Here is an 18,033-nt window from a genome sequence, read left to right on the forward strand (position 1 = left end):
GATGGCATCAACGGGTCTCGCTTTTGGCGAGCGCGTCAAAAGCCATCAGGTTCTTCACGAGAGCCTCGAAGTCCTTGAGCGGCACCATGTTCGGACCGTCCGACGGCGCGTTGTCCGGATCGGGATGCGTTTCGATGAAGACGCCCGCCACGCCGACCGCGACCGCGGCGCGCGCCAGCACCGGCACGAACTCGCGTTCGCCACCCGACGATGTGCCCTTGCCGCCTGGCTGCTGCACCGAATGGGTTGCGTCGAAGATCACCGGCGCGCCTGTGCTACGCGCCAGGATCGGCAGCGCCCGCATGTCGGACACCAGCGTGTTGTAGCCGAACGATGCGCCGCGCTCCGTGACCATGACATTCGGATTGCCGCCGCCGGTGACCTTGGCGACGACATTTGCCATGTCCCACGGCGCTAGGAACTGGCCCTTCTTGACGTTGACGACCTTGCCGGTCGCCGCAGCCGCCAGCAGCAGATCGGTTTGACGACAGAGGAACGCGGGAATTTGCAGAACGTCCACCGCTTCCGCAACGCGCGCGCATTGCTCGATCTCGTGCACATCGGTAAGTACCGGCAGGCCGAGTGTCGAGCGTATCTCCGCAAAAATCGGAAGCGCCTTGTCGAGACCCATGCCGCGCGCGCCCGACGCGCTGGTGCGGTTGGCCTTGTCGAACGACGTCTTGTAAACGAGCCCGATCTTGAGGCGCGCCGCGATCTCCTTCAGCGCGGAGGCGACTTCCAGCCCATGCGCCCGGCTTTCCAGTTGGCATGGTCCGGCGATCACCGCCAATGGCAATACGTTGCCGAATTTGACGTTGCCTGCGGAAACCACCGGAGCCGCGGAAATCTTGGCGTTCAAGGCATATCCCTTTGCTGGAGCGGGTGACCATGCCGATGAGGCTGTGCCGGATCAAGTCCGGTTGGTCAAATCTTGCCCGGTGTCTCGAATATCAGGGTTGCGCCAAAGGCGGTCTCGCGCGGCACCACGAGCCGCCCGGTCTGCCGGTTCGACGCCACCCCGCCAGCCCTGAGCACACGTTCCAGCGCATCGATGTCCGGCACCGCAAGGCGCAGTCCCTTTAGCGAAGCGCCCTCGCCGTCCAGCCTGGGCACGGTTCCGAACTGATCGCGAAACGATACAGCTTCCATGATCTCGACATCGCCGCGCGGCGTGGCCGCGGTGACGCCGATCGAACTGGAATGCAGGTCACGCACGCCCGTATAGGCATTGAGGAAGATGTGATGATCGGTCGGATTGTCTGCGACGAGAACCGCGCCGAGGACACCGCTCGCGCCATTGGCATGCTGCTGATAGTCGGGCTTCCAGAAGGCGGCGGGGTTATGCTGCTGACAGGCCGCGAAGCCTGTGTGCGGCGACAACGCATCGCGCGCAAAGGCCAGCGAGAAACCCACCGTGGTGGTGCTTCCGTCGGGCAAGACGGCTTCGCGAGAAAACGGCAGCGCACTTGAAGCGCCGATCCCCGATGTCTTGAAGTCCGCAACATCGCCTTCGATGTCCGTGCTCTCGAGGATCAACATCGAGAACCCGTCGCCGCGCGCAATTGCATCGCGATTGGCGGCGCCGAAGATTTGCGGCAATCCCTCGCCGACCAGTTTTTCAGGTTCGCCGACCGTCAGCACTTCGATGAAGAAATTGGAAAACTGCACCACATGATTGTGCGTCCCCCACGGATGCCTGTTGCGCGCGCCGACCTTGAAGCCGGCGCGCCGATAGAAATCCGCCGCCGCATCGAGATCGCGAACGGCATGGACGATGTGATCGAGACCGCGAGCCATGATCGATGCGCGAGGTGCGCCCTCACTTCACCGAGGAGAATGCAGTCGGCGTCAGAAGCTGGCTGACGATGTTCTCGACGATCTGACCGTCCTTTTCGCTCTCCGCGCGCACCGAAAGCCAGGCAGGATCGTTCATGAACGCGGTCCACTTCTGCTCGCGCTCAGCCAGCGACTCCCATGCGAGGAAATACGTCAATTCCTGATTGGACTGGCCGATCACCGTGGTAAAAAAACCGGCCTGACGGATGCCATGCTTTTCCCAGATCTTCAGCGTGTGGTTCTCGAAGCGCTTCATCAAATTTGGAAGCCGCCCCGGAAGACAGCGATAGACACGCATTTCTTGGATCATAGTCATGGCCCCTATTTATTGAATCGGCGCGCAAACGGCGCCGACTGACGTTATGCAGGCTCTTCCGATCCGGCATATAGTCGCCTGCCCGGCCGGTTATCAAGCGCTTCCCGGGCATGCGCCCCATACGAGGTTTGTCATGCGGACCATGATGCTTTGCCCGATCCTAGTCGCCGCGATTCTTTCGGGCTCCGCATATGCGCAAACACCCGGCGTGGTCACGGGCGGCGCGGACGGCGTTACCTTCAATGGCAAGCCCGCCGCACGTCAGGGTGACATGACCAGCGACGGCAGCGTGATTGTCGAGGGATCTCCGAACGTCTTCATCAACGGCAAGCCCGCGGCTGTCATGAGCGGCAAGACTGGATGCGGCGGCGTTGTCGTCGGCGGCGCAGGTGGCATTTACATCAACGGGAAACCGGCCGCCCGCACCGGTGATCAGACATCGGGATGCCCGAAGTAGACCGTGCATCAGGCTCCGGCGTAGCGAGCCGTTGTCAGGTTCAGATCAAACGCCTCTTTCTCGGTGAGCCAGCGGATGTCCTTGCTCGCCGTCATCGCCTGCATTATCGACGGCGAAACACCCATGCGCGTCATGTAGTCGAGGATCATCCCGGTGGTCTGCTGGGTCCGCGCGATCAGATCACTCGCGGACTCTTCGCTACGCGAGGACGTGCTGGAGAACTGGTGAACGCCGAGCGCGGAACGCGGCATGGCCTCGCGGATCTTGCCGCCCGCAAAAACGAACACGCATGCGCTGGCGCAGCGCGAGGGCTGCGGACGGCCCTCGGAATCCACCTTCCCCACCACCGTCGTCAGTCCGCGGGATCGCACGACCGCACCCATGATGAGGCCCTGGTCGAGTGAGCCGCCCGGCGAGGACAGGAAGATCACATCTCCGGCGGTCAGCTTGGCGGCGTCGAGTTGTTCGCGAAACCAGCTTGCGGAGACCGGGCCGATCCTGCCCGCAATCGCGAGCGCCTTGCGCCCGTCCGCCATGTTGACAGCCGATGCCGTCATGCTGGGCGAACCGAAAAAGTCTTTCCAGTAGGACCACGCCCCCGGCGACGAGATGTCCCGATAGGCGGGAATGAGGACACCCGCCAACAAAAGACCCGCGAAGACGACTGACGCCAGCGTCCCCCAGGTGCGTCCACGCCGCGTACCTGCCTGTGGCTGCGCCTGCTGCGGCAACGCGGATTGGTGCGGTTGCTGTGACGGCGCGCCCCACGGCATAGCTACGTCCGTCCGATTGCTTTCGCTCGGAGCGGACCTTGTCCGCGCGGAACCGGTTTCCGGCACGGAGCCTTTTCCAGATGCTCGCCGTTCGTCTTCAGTCATGGCACATCCTGAGACATCCTGGCCGGTGCTGTGTCGGTACAGCCAGAGACGCCCGGATCAGAACAGCCGGCTCTGAACCATCGCCGCCTGCACGAACGACGCGAACAGCGGATGCGGCTCGAACGGGCGTGATTTCAGTTCGGGATGATACTGCACGCCGATGAACCACGGATGATCCTCGTATTCGACGATCTCCGGCAGCACGCCGTCGGGCGAGAGACCCGAGAAGCGCAGGCCGTGCTGTTCGAGGCGATCCTTGTAGGCGGTGTTGACCTCGTAGCGGTGGCGATGCCGCTCTGAAATCTCCAGCGCGCCGCCGTAGACCTCGGAAACGCGGCTGCCCTTCTTCAGGGCTGCCGGATACGCGCCGAGCCGCATGGTGCCGCCGAGATCGCCGGCCTTGTTGCGCTTCTCGAGTTCGTTGCCGCGCAGCCATTCGGTCATCAGACCGACCAGCGGCTCTTTCGTCGGGCCGAACTCGGTCGAGTTGGCGTCTTCGATCCCGACCAGATTGCGCGCAGCCTCGATCACCGCCATCTGCATGCCGAAGCAGATGCCGAAATACGGCACATCGCGCTCGCGCGCGAACTGCGCCGCGCGGATCTTGCCTTCGGCGCCGCGCTGTCCGAATCCGCCCGGCACCAGAATGCCGTTGACGTGTTCAAGGAACGGCGCGGGATCTTCGTTCTCGAAGACCTCGGATTCGATCCAGTCGAGATTGACCTTCACCTTGTTGGCGATGCCGCCGTGGGACAGCGCCTCGATCAGCGATTTGTAGGCGTCCTTCATGCCGGTGTACTTGCCGACGATGGCAATGTTCACCTCACCCTCGGGATTGCGGACGCGTTCGTTGATGACGTGCCAGCTTTGCAGCGAAGGCGGTTTGATGTCGACGATGCCGAACGCGGCCAGCACTTCGTCGTCGAGGCCGGCGGCATGATAGGCCTCGGGCACCGCATAGATGTTGTCGACGTCGCGCGCCTCGATCACGGCCGATTCGCGCACATTGCAGAACAGCGCCAGCTTGCGGCGCTCTTCCTTCGGAATCTCGCGGTCGGTCCGGCACAGCAGGATATCCGGCTGGATGCCGATGGAGCGCAGCTCCTTGACCGAGTGCTGGGTCGGCTTTGTCTTGAGTTCTCCGGCACTTGGAATGTAGGGCAGAAGCGTCAGGTGAATGTAGATCACCTCGCCGCGCGGCAGGTCGTTCTTGACCTGACGGATCGCCTCGAAGAACGGCAGGCCCTCGATGTCGCCGACAGTGCCGCCGACCTCGCACAGCACGAAGTCGTAGCCCTCGTTGCCGCCGAGAATGAATTCCTTGATCGCGTTGGTGACGTGCGGAATCACCTGCACCGTCGCGCCGAGATAATCGCCGCGGCGCTCCTTGTTCAGGATATCCTGATAGATGCGGCCGGTGGTGATGTTGTCCTGCTTGGTGGCGGGACGGCCGGTGAAGCGCTCGTAGTGTCCAAGATCGAGATCGGTCTCGGCGCCGTCATCGGTCACGAACACTTCGCCGTGCTGATACGGCGACATCGTTCCGGGATCGAGATTGAGATAGGGATCGAGCTTGCGAAGGCGGACCTTGTAGCCTCGGGATTGCAGCACCGCGCCGAGCGCTGCTGAAGCCAGACCCTTGCCGAGCGAGGAGACCACGCCGCCGGTGATGAAAATGTACCGCGTCATGGGATTCTACCTTTAACTCCACCGCTGTGATTCGCAAAACTAAACGCACGCCCACGCGAGCAAATAACGACGCTGTGGGTGACATTAAAATGTAAGTTCAGTCAGTGATTTGGAAGACTGCATTGAGACTTGCAGACAAGCGACGCGCGCATGACTGCAATTCCTGTCCCCAAAACAGCATTACTTCGACTGCGGCGCCTGCGGAGCGGACGGCGCCGCCGGGGCCTTCGGAAGCGAATCCAGCAAACCACCTGCCGGAGCCGCCGGAGCACCCGGCTGCGAGATCGGCGCGGGACTGGTGGTGGTGTTGATGATCGACGATGGCTTGCGCTCGTAGTTCGCAAGCCACGACAGGAACAGGCTGGTCACGAAGAAGCACGCCGCCAGGATTGCCGTGGTGCGGGTGAGAAGATTGGTCGTGCCGCGGCTGGACATGAATCCGCCGCCGCCTCCGCCGCCGATACCGAGGCCGCCGCCCTCCGAGCGCTGCAACAGCACGACGCCGATCAGGCCAAGGACAAGCATGAGATGGATGACGATAATGACGGTCTGCATCGTTACCTTCCGTCACAAGCCACTGGCGCCGGCAGCCGGTCGCGTCGATGCTTGCGGGGGTTGAAGTTGCGCGGTCTGTACACGATTGCAGGGGTGATTGTCACCCCCGACGGACGGCTGTTGGCCTGATCGCCATTTAGGGACACGCGGCGGCAATCGCAAGGAAATCAACCGCTTTGAGGCTTGCGCCCCCCACCAGAGCACCATCGACGTTGGCGACCGCCATCAGTTCGGCGGCATTCGAGGGCTTTACCGAGCCTCCGTAGAGAATCCGGACCTGATCGCCCTCGCCGCTGAACCGATCCTTCAGCCGATCGCGGATAAGCTTATGGACTTCCTCGACATCCTTGGCTGTCGGGGTCCGTCCGGTTCCGATCGCCCAGACCGGCTCATAGGCGACGACCAGATTCGCGGCGGTTGCGCCGTCCGGAACCGACCCGGCGACCTGACGTCCGACCACTTCGAGGGTTTGTCCGGCGTCGCGCTCGGCCTGCGTCTCGCCCACGCAAACAATGGCGACAAGTCCTGCACGCCATGCCGCCTCGGCCTTGCTGCGGACAAGTGCGTCGGTCTCGTGATGATCTGTGCGGCGCTCGGAATGCCCCACGATAATGGCCGTTGCGCCTGCATCGGCCAGCATCTCGGCGGAAATATCGCCGGTATGCGCGCCGGAGACTGCCGGGTGGCAGTCCTGCGCGCCGATCGCCACTTTCGATCCGATCACCACCGCGGCGGACGTGAACAGCAGCGTCGCCGGCGGGCAGATCAGCAAATCAGCCTTGCGCCAGACCGCCTCCGCGCCCTGCCCGATGGCGGCAAGCTCATTCACCGCGGCCTTGAGGCCGTTCATCTTCCAGTTCCCGGCGATCAGGGGGCGTCGCTTGTCGGTCATCGTTGATCTCGCATGACAATTGTTCGGTAATCGGCCGATCTGCGCTAGCAGAGGGCTCCTGCGGAAGCCAGTTCCATTGCCTGGTTTCCACATTGCGGGCTTGGATTGGCATGATCTTTTTCCGAAAACCGGTTCCCACTTTTCGGGATCATGCCGTTAACCGCGCTGAAGCGCCGCCGACAGCACGGTTGCTAGGGAACCGGCACCTCTTTATATGTTGGCGAAACAACGCGGTAACGCCCTCCGTGGCGACCCGCCCCACCCCCGAACATCAAGTTGGACCCATGCTCCGAGGAATGCGTAAAGCCTCATCGAATTGGCTCGGCAAGGCGGTTATGTCCGTCCTGTTCGGCGTGCTGATCATCAGTTTCGGTGTCTGGGGTATCGCCGACATCTTCAAGGGATTCGGGCAGTCGTCTCTCGCCAAGGTCGGCAGCACCGAAATCACTACCGAGCAATTCCGAAACCTGTTCACCGACAGGGTGCAGCAGATCGGCCGCCGCTTCGGCCGGCCGCTGACGATGGAGCAGGCGCGCAACTTCGGTTTAGACCGCCAGGTGCTGCAGGACGTTATCTCCGACGCCGCGCTGGATGAGACCGCGCGCCGCATGGGCCTCGGTCAGTCCGACGCCGACATCATACGCGCCATTCAGAACGAACCGGCCTTCAAGGGTCTCGACGGAAAGTTCGAGCATGAGCGTTTTCTGCAGACGATCCGTCAGTCCGGCTACACCGAGCAGCGCTACATCGCCGAGCAGCGCAAAAACGCGACGCGCCGCCAGTTGACCGGGACGATCGTTGCCGGCCTCGAGCCGCCGAAAACACAGATCGAAGCCCTGGTCCGCTTCCAGAACGAGCAGCGCTCGGCCAACTACGTCAGGCTGACCGCCGCGCAGGCCGGCACCATCGACGCGCCCTCGCCCGAAACGCTCGCCACCTATTTCGAGGACCGCAAGCAACTGTTCCGGGCGCCGGAATATCGCAAGATCGCCGTGCTCACGCTGACACCGGATGACCTCGCGAAGTGGATCACGGTGTCCGACGACGACGCGAAGAAGGTCTTCGAACAGCGCCGCGAGCGATATGCGACGGCGGAACGTCGTCAGGTGCTTCAGATCCCGTTCCCGAATGTCGACGAGGCCAAGGCGGCGCGTGAGCGCATCACGGCTGGAATGTCGTTCGAGGATCTCGCCAAGGAGCGCAAGCTCACCACGGCCGACATCGACCTCGGCACCGTAGCAAAGACATCGATCGGCGATACAGCGATCGCAAACGCAGCGTTCGCCCTTGCGCCCGACACCGTCAGCGAGCCGGTAAAGGGGACGCTGACGACGGCCTTGCTGAAAGTCACCAAGGTCGAGCCCGGCACCAATCCGACCTATGACAGCGTCGCTCCCACGATCAAGCGCGAGATCGCGCTGGAGCGCGCACGGGCGCAGTTGCAGGACCTGCACAACAAGATCGAGGACGAGCGCGGCGGCGGCGCGAATATCGCCGAAGCCGCCCAGAAACTCGGGCTCAAGGCCATCACGATCGAAGCCGTCGATCGCTCCGGCCGCGGAACGGACGGCAAGCCGGTGACCGGCCTGCCGCAAGGCGTCGACATCATCGCGCCAGCGTTCGCCAGCAGCATCGGCGTCGAGAACGAACCGTTGCAGTACAACGGCGGCGAATTGTGGTTCGATGTCCTCGGCGTTACGCCGTCGCGCGACCGGACGCTCGACGAGGTGAAGGATCAGGTCGAGGCCCGTTGGCGCGACGAACAGATCTCAACCCGCCTGCGCGCCAAGGCGACCGAGATGGTCGGCAAGCTGGAAAAGGGCGCGGCCTTCGACGCCGAAGCTTCGGCTGCGGGAGTCAAGGTTGAGACGGCCAAGCTGTTCAAGCGCGACGCCGAAGCCAAGGATGTGCCCGAGCGGCTGGTCACGGCGGCGTTCCGTACCCCGAAGGACAGCGTTGGCCAGACCGAAGGCACCGGACCGAGCGAGTGGATCGTGTTCAAGGTCACCGACGTCGTCGTGCCGCCGGTCGATATGGCATCCGAGGACGTGAAGAAGCTGACCGAGAATCTGCGCCGCGCGGAAATGGAGGAGCAGCTTGGCGCCTACATCTCCAAGCTCGAAACCGAGGTCGGTGTCACCATCAACCAGAACGCGTTTGCCGTGGCGACCGGCGCGGCGTCGGCTCAATGATGAGCATTTAAATTTAGGCTCATTCGAGCGGAAGCCACGTCGAGCGGAAGATCATGGACGACCTGAAAGCCATTATCGGAAAAGTCGCCACCGGTGCTGCCCTGTCGCGTGACGAGGCAGCAGCAGCGTTCGACCGCATGATGTCCGGCGAAGCAACACCCTCGCAGATGGGTGCGCTGCTGATGGGCTTGCGCGTGCGCGGCGAAACAGTCGATGAGATTACCGGCGCGGTCTCGGCCATGCGCGCCAAGATGCTCACGGTGAAAGCGCCCGCCGACGCTGTGGACATCGTCGGCACCGGCGGCGATGGTTCGGGCTCCGTCAATGTCTCGACCTGCGCATCGTTCATTCTCGCGGGCGCAGGCGTTCCGGTCGCCAAGCACGGCAACCGCGCCCTGTCATCGAAATCGGGCGCAGCCGACGCGCTGGCCGCGCTCGGCGTCAACATCAACATCACGCCGGACGACGTGAGCCGCTGCATCGCTGAAGCCGGCATCGGATTCATGTTCGCGCCGACGCATCATCCGGCGATGAAGAATGTCGGCCCCACCCGCGTCGAACTCGCCACCCGTACCATCTTCAACCTGCTCGGGCCGCTCTCCAATCCCGCCGGCGTCAAGCGGCAGATGGTCGGTGTGTTCTCGAAGCATTGGGTGCAGCCGCTGGCGCAGGTGCTGAAGAATCTCGGCGCGGAAGCCGCCTGGGTGGTGCACGGCTCCGATGGCCTCGACGAGATCACCCTCACCGGCCCGACCTTCGTCGCGGTGCTGGAGAACGGCAACATCCGCACGTTCGAAGTGACACCCGAGGACGGCGGGCTGCCACGCGCGACCAGCGCCGAACTCAAGGGCGGCGACGCCGAAGCCAACGGCAAGGCGCTTCGCGATGTGCTGGAGGGCAAGCAGAATGCCTACCGCAACGTCGCGCTTCTGAATGCCGCCGCAGCCCTGGTGGTTGCCGGCAAGGCGAAGGATTTGAAGGAAGGCGTTGCGCTCGGCACCAAGGCGCTGGACACTGGCGCGGCGGCGGACAGGCTCAAGCGCCTCGTCGCTGTCTCCAATGCTTGAGGAAGAGCAACCTTTGTCGGACATCCTCGAAAAGATCGAAACCTACAAGCGCGAGGAAATCGCCGCCGCCAAGCGTGCGCTTCCGCTCGCCGAGATCGAGGCGCGCGCCAAGGCCGCCCCCGCGCCCCGCGGTTTCGTCAACGCCATTCGAGGCAAGATTGCACGCGGCGACTACGCGTTGATCGCGGAGATCAAGAAGGCTTCGCCCTCCAAGGGGCTGATCCGCGCCGACTTCGATCCGCCCGCGCTGGCGAAAGCCTACGAGGCCGGTGGTGCGGCGTGTCTGTCGGTACTGACCGATACGCCGTCGTTCCAGGGCTCGCTCGCATTCATGGTCGCGACGCGCGCCGCAGTCTCGCTGCCGGTGCTGCGCAAGGATTTCATGTACGACACCTATCAGGTGGCCGAGGCGCGCGCGCACGGCGCCGACTGCATCCTGATCATCATGGCCGCGCTCGACGACGCTGCAGCCAAGGACCTCGAGGACGCGGCCTTCGCGCACGGCATGGACGTGCTGCTGGAAGTTCACAATCGCGAGGAGCTCGACCGCGCGCTGAAGCTGCGTTCGCCGCTACTCGGCGTGAACAACCGCAACCTGCGCACCTTCGAGACGACGCTCGCCACCAGCGAAGAACTTGCGCCGCTGATCCCGAAGGACCGCATCAGCGTCGGCGAAAGCGGCATCTTCGCACCGGAGGATCTCGCGCGCCTCGCAAAGGTCGGCATGTCGACCTTCCTCGTCGGCGAAAGCTTGATGCGTCAGGCCGATGTGACGGCTGCAACCCACACCCTGCTCGCCCGCAGCGATGCGCAACGCGCCACCGGGACGCGCTGAATCGTGGCCAAAGAGAAATCAAAGAAGAAAGCAAGCGACGCTCTCACCCACATCGACGCCAAGGGCGAAGCCCGCATGGTCGACGTCTCGGCCAAGCCGGACACCGAACGCGTGGCAGTGGCCGAAGGCCGCGTCGTGATGACCCGCAAGACGCTCGATCTCATCGTCAAGGGCAACGCCGCCAAGGGCGATGTGCTCGGCACCGCGCGCGTCGCCGGCATCATGGCGGCGAAGCGTACATCCGAACTCATTCCGCTCTGTCATCCGCTGGCGCTGTCGAAAGTCACGCTCGACATAACGCTCGACACCAAACTGCCGGGCTGCCGCGTGCGCGCCACGGTGAAGGTCAAAGGCCCGACCGGCGTCGAAATGGAAGCGCTGACCGCCGTGTCAGTGGCGTGCCTCACCATCTACGACATGGTGAAGGCCGTGGAGCGCGGCATCCAGATCGAAGCCATCCGCCTGGTCGAGAAAAAGGGCGGAAAGTCCGGTCACTATCTGGCCGATTACTGAGGAACGTCCTATGGCGCTGATGCCGGTCGCCGACGCCTATGTCGCCGTTCTCAAGGACGCCAGCGCCCTTCCCGAAGAAACCGTTGCGCTCACCGATGCGTTTCATCGCACGCTGTCTCGCGACGTCGCAGCCCTTCGCACCCAGCCGCCCGTCGCCTTGTCGGCGATGGATGGCTACGCGGTGCGCGCGGCCGATGCGGTGCCAGGCGCGCGGCTGAAAGTGATCGGCGAAGTCGCGGCGGGACGACCGTTCAATCAAGCCATTGGTGCGGGACAGGCGGCGCGCATCTTCACCGGCGGCGTTGTTCCCGGCGGCGTCGATACCGTCGTCATTCAGGAAGACACCACGCGTGACGGCGAGTTCGTGATCGTCAACGAAGCCATCGCAGAGGGAAAGAACATCCGCCCCGCCGGCATTGATTTCCGCGAAGGCGACGTGCTGTTGCCGCGCGGCTCGCGGCTCAATGATCGCGCCCTGGCGTTAGCCGCCAGCATGAACCATCCGCGATTGCCGGTGCATCGTCGGCCCAAAGTCGCGATCCTCGCCACCGGCGACGAACTGGTCGCGCCGGGCACGACGCCCGGTCCCGGCCAGATCGTCTACAGCAACGTCTTCGCGCTGGCGGCGCTCGCGCGCAGCGAAGGCGCTGACGTGATCGAACTCGACATCGCGCGCGACACGCTCGATGACACCTCGAACGGCATCAGGCGCGCGCGCGATCTCGGCGCGGACGTTCTGGTCACCACCGGCGGCGCGTCGGTCGGCGATCACGACCTCGTTCAGGCCGCGCTGAAAGCCGAAGGCTTCGACATGGCCTTCTGGAAGATCGCGCTGCGTCCCGGCAAACCGATGATGCACGGGCGGCTCGACACGATGCGCGTGCTCGGGCTGCCCGGAAATCCGGTGTCTTCCTATGTCTGCGCCTTCCTGTTTCTGGTGCCGCTGATCCGCGCGCTCTCGGGGCGGACGAGCGTCGATCATCCGCTTGAACGCGCGGTGCTTGGGCGCGAATTGCCTGCCAACGACAAGCGGCAGGATTATCTGCGGGCGCGGCTCACGCCCGGCAGCAGCGGCGTCCCTGTCGCAACCTCGGTGGAAGCGCAGGATAGTTCGCTGGTGGCCAATCTGGCCGCGTCCGATGCGCTGATTGTCCGCGCGCCCCATGCGCCGGCCGCCCCGGCTGGCTCGCCCTGCATGATCCTCCGGCTTCCGGGCTGATCCCTAGTCCTCCTGCGCGTTGACGGGAAATTAAGGGGTTGCGGAACACATATGGAACATATAGTGTTCGTTCATGATTTGTTTCGAATGACTCGCACCTTCTGAGTGTCCTTCCACTACTTCTTCAGTGGACCCCAGAGAGGCGCAGCTTCGGCTCAAAACTCGAGATCTAGGGATCGGGGACCACTTCAGATGCTGACACGCAAACAATACGAGCTTCTGCGCTTCATTAACGAGCGGCTCAAGGAAGCTGGTGTTCCGCCCTCCTTCGACGAAATGAAGGACGCGCTGGACCTGCGCTCCAAGTCCGGCATCCACCGGCTCATCACAGCCCTTGAAGAGCGCGGCTTTATCCGCAGGCTGGCCAACAGAGCCCGCGCCATCGAGGTCATCAAGCTTCCGGAACTCGGCGCGAATCCGGGCGGCGCACGCCGCGGCTTCACCCCCAGCGTCATCGAAGGCAACCTCGGCAAGGTTCGTGCGAACACCTCCGCCGGTCCCGACGAGGATGTGAGCTACCCCGTTTCCGTACCGGTCATGGGGCGGATCGCGGCCGGTACGCCGATCGAGGCGCTGCAAACCCGCAGCCACACCATCAGCGTGCCGCCCGACATGCTCGGGTCCGGCGAACATTACGCCCTCGAAGTGCGCGGCGATTCCATGATGGAAGCCGGCATTCTCGACGGCGACACCGTGCTGATCCAGCGCAACGAGAGCGCCGACACCGGCGACATCGTGGTGGCGCTGATCGACGAGGAGGAAGCCACCCTGAAGCGCTTCCGGCGGCGCGGCGCGTCCATCGCGCTCGAGCCTGCGAACGCGGCCTACGAGGTCCGCATCCTGCCGCCGAACCGCGTGCGCATTCAGGGCAAACTGATCGGGCTCGTTCGCAAGTATTGAGTTCGGTTTGGCGCGAACTGAAAATGCTCCAGCGTCATTCCGGAGCGCGAGCGTTTGCAGGCGAACCCGGAATCCAGAAACGGCTTCCACCGAACCCTGCTGGATTCCGGATCAGCCTGCTGCGCAGTCTGTCCGGAATGACGGCGGGACCAATCATCCGGCTGGAGATCGCTTTCCGCCGGCGTGACATCGACGGGCTGGGCCGGACGGTTTAGCCGGACAGCAGAAACGTCAGACTCGTCTTCAACATTTGCCGGTGACCATGGACGATCCACACCGCGCGGCCGGTTGGCCGCGATCGCGTAACCGTCCGCGGTCTTGTGCAGGGCCAATGTCCCTCGCCTGCGCAGCATCTCCTGATCCAGCACCATAGCCGCGCAGTCAGTCGGCGGCTGCCGCAGTGTCACGATCACCGCCGCACGCGCGCAATCGTCCGCGAATGCCTCGGGCTTCAGCGTCAGCGCGATGGTCGAACCGTCCGCCGCCTGAACCACGCATCCGGACGTGTCGCACGACACGCCGTCGGTCAGCGACGCATCGGTTGCATTGCGCATGTCCGCATCGGCTGCGAGCCATTCGCGCGACAGGAACGCATCCTTTCCGGTGCGCATCAGGCGCAGTTTGCCGTCCTTGCCGCGCACAGCCACCGAGTGACCGTCCCGTGCAACAAGGATGTCCGGCTGCGGTGTCGTCAGCGCCCAGATCGTTGCGAACGCGATGAGCCCTGCACCCGCCCAGCGCAGTGGCGTTCGCAACAGACCCAGCGCGATAATGCCCGCGCTCATCGCGGCCAGCGGGCCGGTGCCGAACGATGCAATCCGGCCGATGGCGCCCGGAAGTGCGGCGACCCATTGCGCCACCGCGACCATCCAGCCGATGCCGACATCCATCAGCCGCCAGAACACGCCGTCGAATCCGAACGGCATGGCGAGCAATCCCAAGAGCCCCGCCGGCATCACCAGCACCGAGACCACCGGCATCGCCGCGAGATTGGCCAGCACGCCGTAGGGCGTGACGCGATGAAAGTGAAACGCCGCGTAAGGCATGGTCGCAAACCCTGCGACGAGCGATGCCAGCGCCAGCATGGTGATTTCACGCCCGCCCCAGAGCGCCGCACGCGCCACCTGCGCATTGTCCGGCGACACGAACAGGTTCGGCATCCCGATCTGGATCAGCGCCACGAGCCCGAGCGTCGCGGCGAACGACATCTGGAAACTCGGATGCACCAATGCTTCCGGCGCGATCAGCAGTACGATCATGGCCGCCACCGCGAGCGTGCGAAACGTGATTGCGCGCCGGTCGACCATCACAGCGATCAGCACCACCGCGGTCATGAAGAACGAGCGTTGCGTGGCGACTTCCGCACCCGACAGCAGAAGATAGAACGCAGCGGCGAGCAGCGCCGCAACCGCCGACCATTTCTTGATCGGGAATGTCACGGTGAGCGCGGGAAACAATGCGAGCAGCGCACGCACCGCGAAGAACACCACGCCCGCCACCACCGCCATGTGATAGCCCGAAATCGACAGCACATGACCGAGCCCGGATATGAACATAGCGTCGTTGACCGGGGCGGAAATCGCATCGCGCCGTCCGGTGAGCAGCGCCGTCGCAATGGCGCGGTTGTCGCCGCTGAGCACGCTGCGAATCCGCGCGTCGATCGCATCGCGCATGCCCTGCATCGCAGCCGCATAACGCAGATAGGTGCCACCGCTGCGCGGCGCCTCAACCGTTTTGATCGCGCCCATCGCGAAACCTGACGCGCCGATGCCCTGAAAGTACATGTCGCGTCCGAAGTCATAACTCCCCGGCCGCAGCGGCGAGAGCGGCGGCAACAGCCGCGCTTTCAGTTCGACAAAGCTGCCGACAGCAGGCGCGGTCCCCTTTTTGACCGACAGCCGCACGCGTTCAAGTTTGATCCCGCCGCGCGGCGACTCCATCTCCTCCACACGCAGCACGAAGCGATCGGTACGTTCACGCTCGTCGCGGGTTTCGACGAACCCTTTCATGGTTACGGAAAACATCGGCCGCGCCAGCACGCCATGGGCGACGCGCGCGGTTTTCAGCGCCGCCGTCGCGAACCCCGCCGACAGCGCGGCCAGCATCACCATGAGGGGAAAAATGCGGCTTCTTCGCGCGACGAAGGCCGCGACACAGAGCGCGGCAGCCGTCGCGGCCGCGACCGAGGCAACAGGTTCGCGATCCGCCGCGAAATAGACGGCAATCCCCGCGCCAAACGCGACCGGCACCCACGGCAACAACCGGCCCGGTCCGGCTTCCGCCGCGACCCAGCTCCGGAGCTTATTAGTTAGAAATGCGTATCCGCTCTCGGCGGCATCGCCGGCATCTGCGCGCACGGCACCGCGCGGCGGCCATGTGATGGCCCGTCCCGCCCGGCCTTGGGATCGCGTCTGATGCTCGCCCCCGCCCGCCATCGCTTCGCTCCGGCATCGCTTTCGCAATGCTAGCGGAAGCGATTGGGCTGGATAGCGGAACGGATGCAGAATGCGCTGTTCGATTTGTTAAAAAGACGGAGGCCGCCAATCGATGACGGCCTTCGTGCTGGTTATTTGCCGCTTGCGGCACGTTGCTTGCGATATTCGAGCGCGGGCAATCCGCCCCAGCCCCAGTTGTCTGTTTCGACCTCCTCAATGACGACGAAGGTCGACTCGAGGGGCTTGTGAAGCACGTCCAGCAGGAGCTGGCTGACGCCGGCGATAAGAGACGCCTTTTCCTCTGCCGTGACGGAATCCCGGCCAGGACCGGACCCTTCGCGCGTAACCTGGATCGTGACAATCGGCATGGTGGCCTCCCTTTAGTGACCGGCGCTCTGGCCGCCGTCGACATGAAGGATTTCGCCCGTCACGAAGCCAGCGGATTCAAGGTACAGAACTGCGTTCACGATATCGCTCATTTCGCCCATGTGCTTGACCGGATGAAGCGCAGCAAGAAACTCATGTGTCTCGGGCGGGTGCATCGGAGACTTGATGATGCCGGGCGACACGGCATTCACGCGGATGCCCTTGCCTGCATACTCGATCGCCAGCGCCTTGGTCGCCGAGTTGATGCCGCCCTTGGTGAGATTGGCCAGCACCGTCGGCACGCTCGCGGTCGGATTATCGGTCAGGCTGGTCGTAATGCTGACGATATGACCGGAGCCCTGCTTCAGCATTTCAGCCGCCGCACGCTGCGTGATGTGGAAGAAGCCGGCAACGTTGGTCGCGATCTTCGACGTGAAGTCCTCGACCGTGTATTCCGCGAACGGCTTGGCGATGAAGATGCCAGCATTGTTGACCAGCGTGTCGATCCGGCCGAAACGCGAGAGCGCTTCCTTGACGATACGATCGGCTGTCTCCGGTTCGCCGATGTCGCCAGCGACGGCCAGAATATCCGGATCGCTGCCCTGCTTGATCGAGCGTGACGTTGCGACGACGCGGTAGTTACGATCCCGGTACGCCTTGACCAGGCTGGCGCCGATCCCTTGGGATGCGCCGGTGACAATGGCAACTTTTTGCTGATTGCTCATGATCTGCCTCGATGATGTCCCAGCGGGCGGAGTGCTGCTGGTGGCCGCTCAGGGCCGGTGACCATCGTTCTATGGCGTCTCAAGAGGCGGCAGAATTGCCGCTGTTCGGCAGGCATTCTTCCCTCGATCGGAAGAATAACCCTCAATCAGGAACTCATTGCCCCCGCCTCTGCTGAAAGCCTGGCGAACTCCGCCCGCAGGCGCGGAAGGGCAAAATCCACGAAAGCGCGGACTTTCGGCACCGCCAGCCGGCCATGCGGCAAAACGAAATGAACCGGCATGGCCGGCGGTTCGGCATCGCGCAGCAGGAGCTTCAGCGATCCATCCTGCACCCGTTCGGCTACGTGATAGGTGTAAAGCCGCGTCACGCCATGGCCGTCTACCGCGGCGCCGAGTGCTGCCCGCACGCTGTTGACGACGAAGCGCGGCTTGAAGTGAACAGACCGCGCGATCGAACTTCCTGCGACCGGCGGAAAGACCCACGTGTCATGCCCCATATGCGTGGTGGTCACGATTTGATGCTTGGTCAGATCGGCCGGCTCGTTGATGTCGGGATGCGCAGCCAGATAACGCGGCGAGGCGGCGACCACCCGCTTGACGCCGCTGCCGATCCGAACAGCGACCATCGCGGAGTCCGGAAGTTCGGCGACACGGAGCGCGATGTCGATGCCTTCTTCGACGAGGTTGGCGTGGCGGTCGAGCAGGACGAGGTTCACCGAGACCGCAGGGAATGCATCAAGATAGGCATTGATGATGGGACGGAGGATTTCTTCGCCGCTGATCGGCGGTGCGGTGATCGTCAGCGTTCCGCGCGGAGCGGCGCGCTCGCCCGCGGCGGACAAATCGGCCTCTTCGAGTTCGATCAGGACGCGCCGGCACGCGGCGGCATATCGCTCACCCGCTTCACTCAGCTTGATCGAACGCGTGGTGCGGTGAAGCAGTTCGGCGCCGACATGATGCTCCAGAAAAGCAATCGCCCGGCTGACTGCGGCGGGTGACCGCCCGAGCCGGCGGCCTGCAGCGGCGAGGCTGCCTTCATCGAGGGCAGCCACGAACACCTTCATCGCTTCGATACGGTCCATACGTCGCCTTCCGTGTCGTGCCGCTCCGGCAATGCTAGCGGAAGCGACCGGACAGAACAGCGGAACGGATACGGAA

At 63.8% G+C, this 18,033-nt stretch carries 18 protein-coding genes; 7 read left to right on the plus strand and 11 right to left on the minus strand.

What is annotated here, in order from left to right; genetic code table 11:
* Positions 1 to 7: 7 nt before the first annotated feature.
* The 3 genes from kdsA to HNQ36_RS00730 all read right to left on the minus strand — a co-directional run bounded on the left by kdsA (position 8) and on the right by HNQ36_RS00730 (position 2,146).
* A complete protein-coding gene (gene kdsA, locus HNQ36_RS00720) occupies positions 8 to 859 on the minus strand; it encodes a 3-deoxy-8-phosphooctulonate synthase (protein ID WP_184082064.1) in 852 nt (283 codons plus the stop codon).
* Positions 860 to 924: 65 nt separating this feature from the next.
* Positions 925 to 1,797: a VOC family protein gene (locus tag HNQ36_RS00725; protein ID WP_184082065.1), complete on the minus strand. Its 873-nt coding sequence runs from the start codon at positions 1,795 to 1,797 to the stop codon at positions 925 to 927.
* 22 nt (positions 1,798 to 1,819) lie between these two features.
* A complete protein-coding gene (locus tag HNQ36_RS00730) occupies positions 1,820 to 2,146 on the minus strand; it encodes an NIPSNAP family protein (RefSeq protein WP_184082066.1) in 327 nt (108 codons plus the stop codon).
* A 139-nt stretch (positions 2,147 to 2,285) separates the two neighbouring features.
* On the opposite strand from HNQ36_RS00730, the gene HNQ36_RS00735 reads away from it, so the two are divergent.
* Positions 2,286 to 2,609, plus strand: a complete 324-nt coding sequence (locus HNQ36_RS00735; RefSeq protein WP_184082067.1) for a PAAR domain-containing protein — start codon at positions 2,286 to 2,288, stop codon at positions 2,607 to 2,609.
* 8 nt (positions 2,610 to 2,617) lie between these two features.
* Here HNQ36_RS00735 and HNQ36_RS00740 read toward each other — a convergent pair whose 3' ends face one another.
* The 4 genes from HNQ36_RS00740 to tpiA form a co-directional block, all read right to left on the minus strand.
* Positions 2,618 to 3,382: a COG3904 family protein gene (locus HNQ36_RS00740; RefSeq protein WP_246395193.1), complete on the minus strand. Its 765-nt coding sequence runs from the start codon at positions 3,380 to 3,382 to the stop codon at positions 2,618 to 2,620.
* A gap of 162 nt (positions 3,383 to 3,544) precedes the next feature.
* Positions 3,545 to 5,176, minus strand: coding sequence for a CTP synthase (pyrG, locus tag HNQ36_RS00745; RefSeq protein WP_184082068.1), 1,632 nt, complete (start codon positions 5,174 to 5,176; stop codon positions 3,545 to 3,547).
* A gap of 180 nt (positions 5,177 to 5,356) precedes the next feature.
* Positions 5,357 to 5,731: a preprotein translocase subunit SecG gene (secG, locus tag HNQ36_RS00750; RefSeq protein ID WP_184082069.1), complete on the minus strand. Its 375-nt coding sequence runs from the start codon at positions 5,729 to 5,731 to the stop codon at positions 5,357 to 5,359.
* Positions 5,732 to 5,867: 136 nt separating this feature from the next.
* Complete coding sequence (tpiA, locus tag HNQ36_RS00755) at positions 5,868 to 6,623, minus strand: triose-phosphate isomerase (RefSeq protein ID WP_184082070.1); 756 nt, start codon at positions 6,621 to 6,623, stop codon at positions 5,868 to 5,870.
* A 296-nt stretch (positions 6,624 to 6,919) separates the two neighbouring features.
* Between tpiA and HNQ36_RS00760 the strand changes: the two genes are divergently transcribed.
* The 6 genes from HNQ36_RS00760 (at position 6,920) to lexA (ending at position 13,349) form a co-directional block, all read left to right on the plus strand.
* Complete coding sequence (locus HNQ36_RS00760; protein ID WP_184082071.1) at positions 6,920 to 8,815, plus strand: peptidylprolyl isomerase; 1,896 nt, start codon at positions 6,920 to 6,922, stop codon at positions 8,813 to 8,815.
* Positions 8,816 to 8,868: 53 nt separating this feature from the next.
* Positions 8,869 to 9,882, plus strand: coding sequence for an anthranilate phosphoribosyltransferase (trpD, locus tag HNQ36_RS00765; RefSeq protein WP_184082072.1), 1,014 nt, complete (start codon positions 8,869 to 8,871; stop codon positions 9,880 to 9,882).
* Positions 9,883 to 9,895: 13 nt separating this feature from the next.
* Positions 9,896 to 10,717 (plus strand): indole-3-glycerol phosphate synthase TrpC, encoded by an 822-nt coding sequence (trpC, locus tag HNQ36_RS00770; RefSeq protein ID WP_184082073.1) that lies wholly within the window; start codon positions 9,896 to 9,898, stop codon positions 10,715 to 10,717.
* 3 nt (positions 10,718 to 10,720) lie between these two features.
* Positions 10,721 to 11,230 (plus strand): cyclic pyranopterin monophosphate synthase MoaC, encoded by a 510-nt coding sequence (gene moaC, locus HNQ36_RS00775; protein ID WP_184082074.1) that lies wholly within the window; start codon positions 10,721 to 10,723, stop codon positions 11,228 to 11,230.
* 10 nt (positions 11,231 to 11,240) lie between these two features.
* Positions 11,241 to 12,449, plus strand: a complete 1,209-nt coding sequence (locus HNQ36_RS00780; RefSeq protein ID WP_184082075.1) for a molybdopterin molybdotransferase MoeA — start codon at positions 11,241 to 11,243, stop codon at positions 12,447 to 12,449.
* 192 nt (positions 12,450 to 12,641) lie between these two features.
* Positions 12,642 to 13,349 carry a transcriptional repressor LexA gene (lexA, locus tag HNQ36_RS00785; RefSeq protein ID WP_046829939.1) on the plus strand — a complete coding sequence of 236 codons (708 nt, stop codon included), beginning with the start codon at positions 12,642 to 12,644 and terminating at the stop codon, positions 13,347 to 13,349.
* Here lexA and HNQ36_RS00790 read toward each other — a convergent pair.
* The 4 genes from HNQ36_RS00790 to HNQ36_RS00805 all read right to left on the minus strand — a co-directional run bounded on the left by HNQ36_RS00790 (position 13,313) and on the right by HNQ36_RS00805 (position 17,957).
* Positions 13,313 to 15,784: a ComEC/Rec2 family competence protein gene (locus tag HNQ36_RS00790; RefSeq protein WP_246395194.1), complete on the minus strand. Its 2,472-nt coding sequence runs from the start codon at positions 15,782 to 15,784 to the stop codon at positions 13,313 to 13,315. The two genes, lexA and HNQ36_RS00790, sit on opposite strands and share 37 nt — an antisense overlap.
* 131 nt (positions 15,785 to 15,915) lie before the next feature.
* Complete coding sequence (locus tag HNQ36_RS00795) at positions 15,916 to 16,152, minus strand: tautomerase family protein (RefSeq protein ID WP_184082076.1); 237 nt, start codon at positions 16,150 to 16,152, stop codon at positions 15,916 to 15,918.
* A gap of 12 nt (positions 16,153 to 16,164) precedes the next feature.
* Complete coding sequence (locus tag HNQ36_RS00800; protein ID WP_184082077.1) at positions 16,165 to 16,875, minus strand: SDR family NAD(P)-dependent oxidoreductase; 711 nt, start codon at positions 16,873 to 16,875, stop codon at positions 16,165 to 16,167.
* A 146-nt stretch (positions 16,876 to 17,021) separates the two neighbouring features.
* Positions 17,022 to 17,957 (minus strand): LysR family transcriptional regulator, encoded by a 936-nt coding sequence (locus HNQ36_RS00805; RefSeq protein WP_184082078.1) that lies wholly within the window; start codon positions 17,955 to 17,957, stop codon positions 17,022 to 17,024.
* Positions 17,958 to 18,033 lie beyond the last annotated feature (76 nt).

The sequence above is a fragment of the Afipia massiliensis genome (assembly GCF_014203115.1).
Taxonomy (GTDB): Bacteria; Pseudomonadota; Alphaproteobacteria; order Rhizobiales; family Xanthobacteraceae; genus Afipia; species Afipia massiliensis.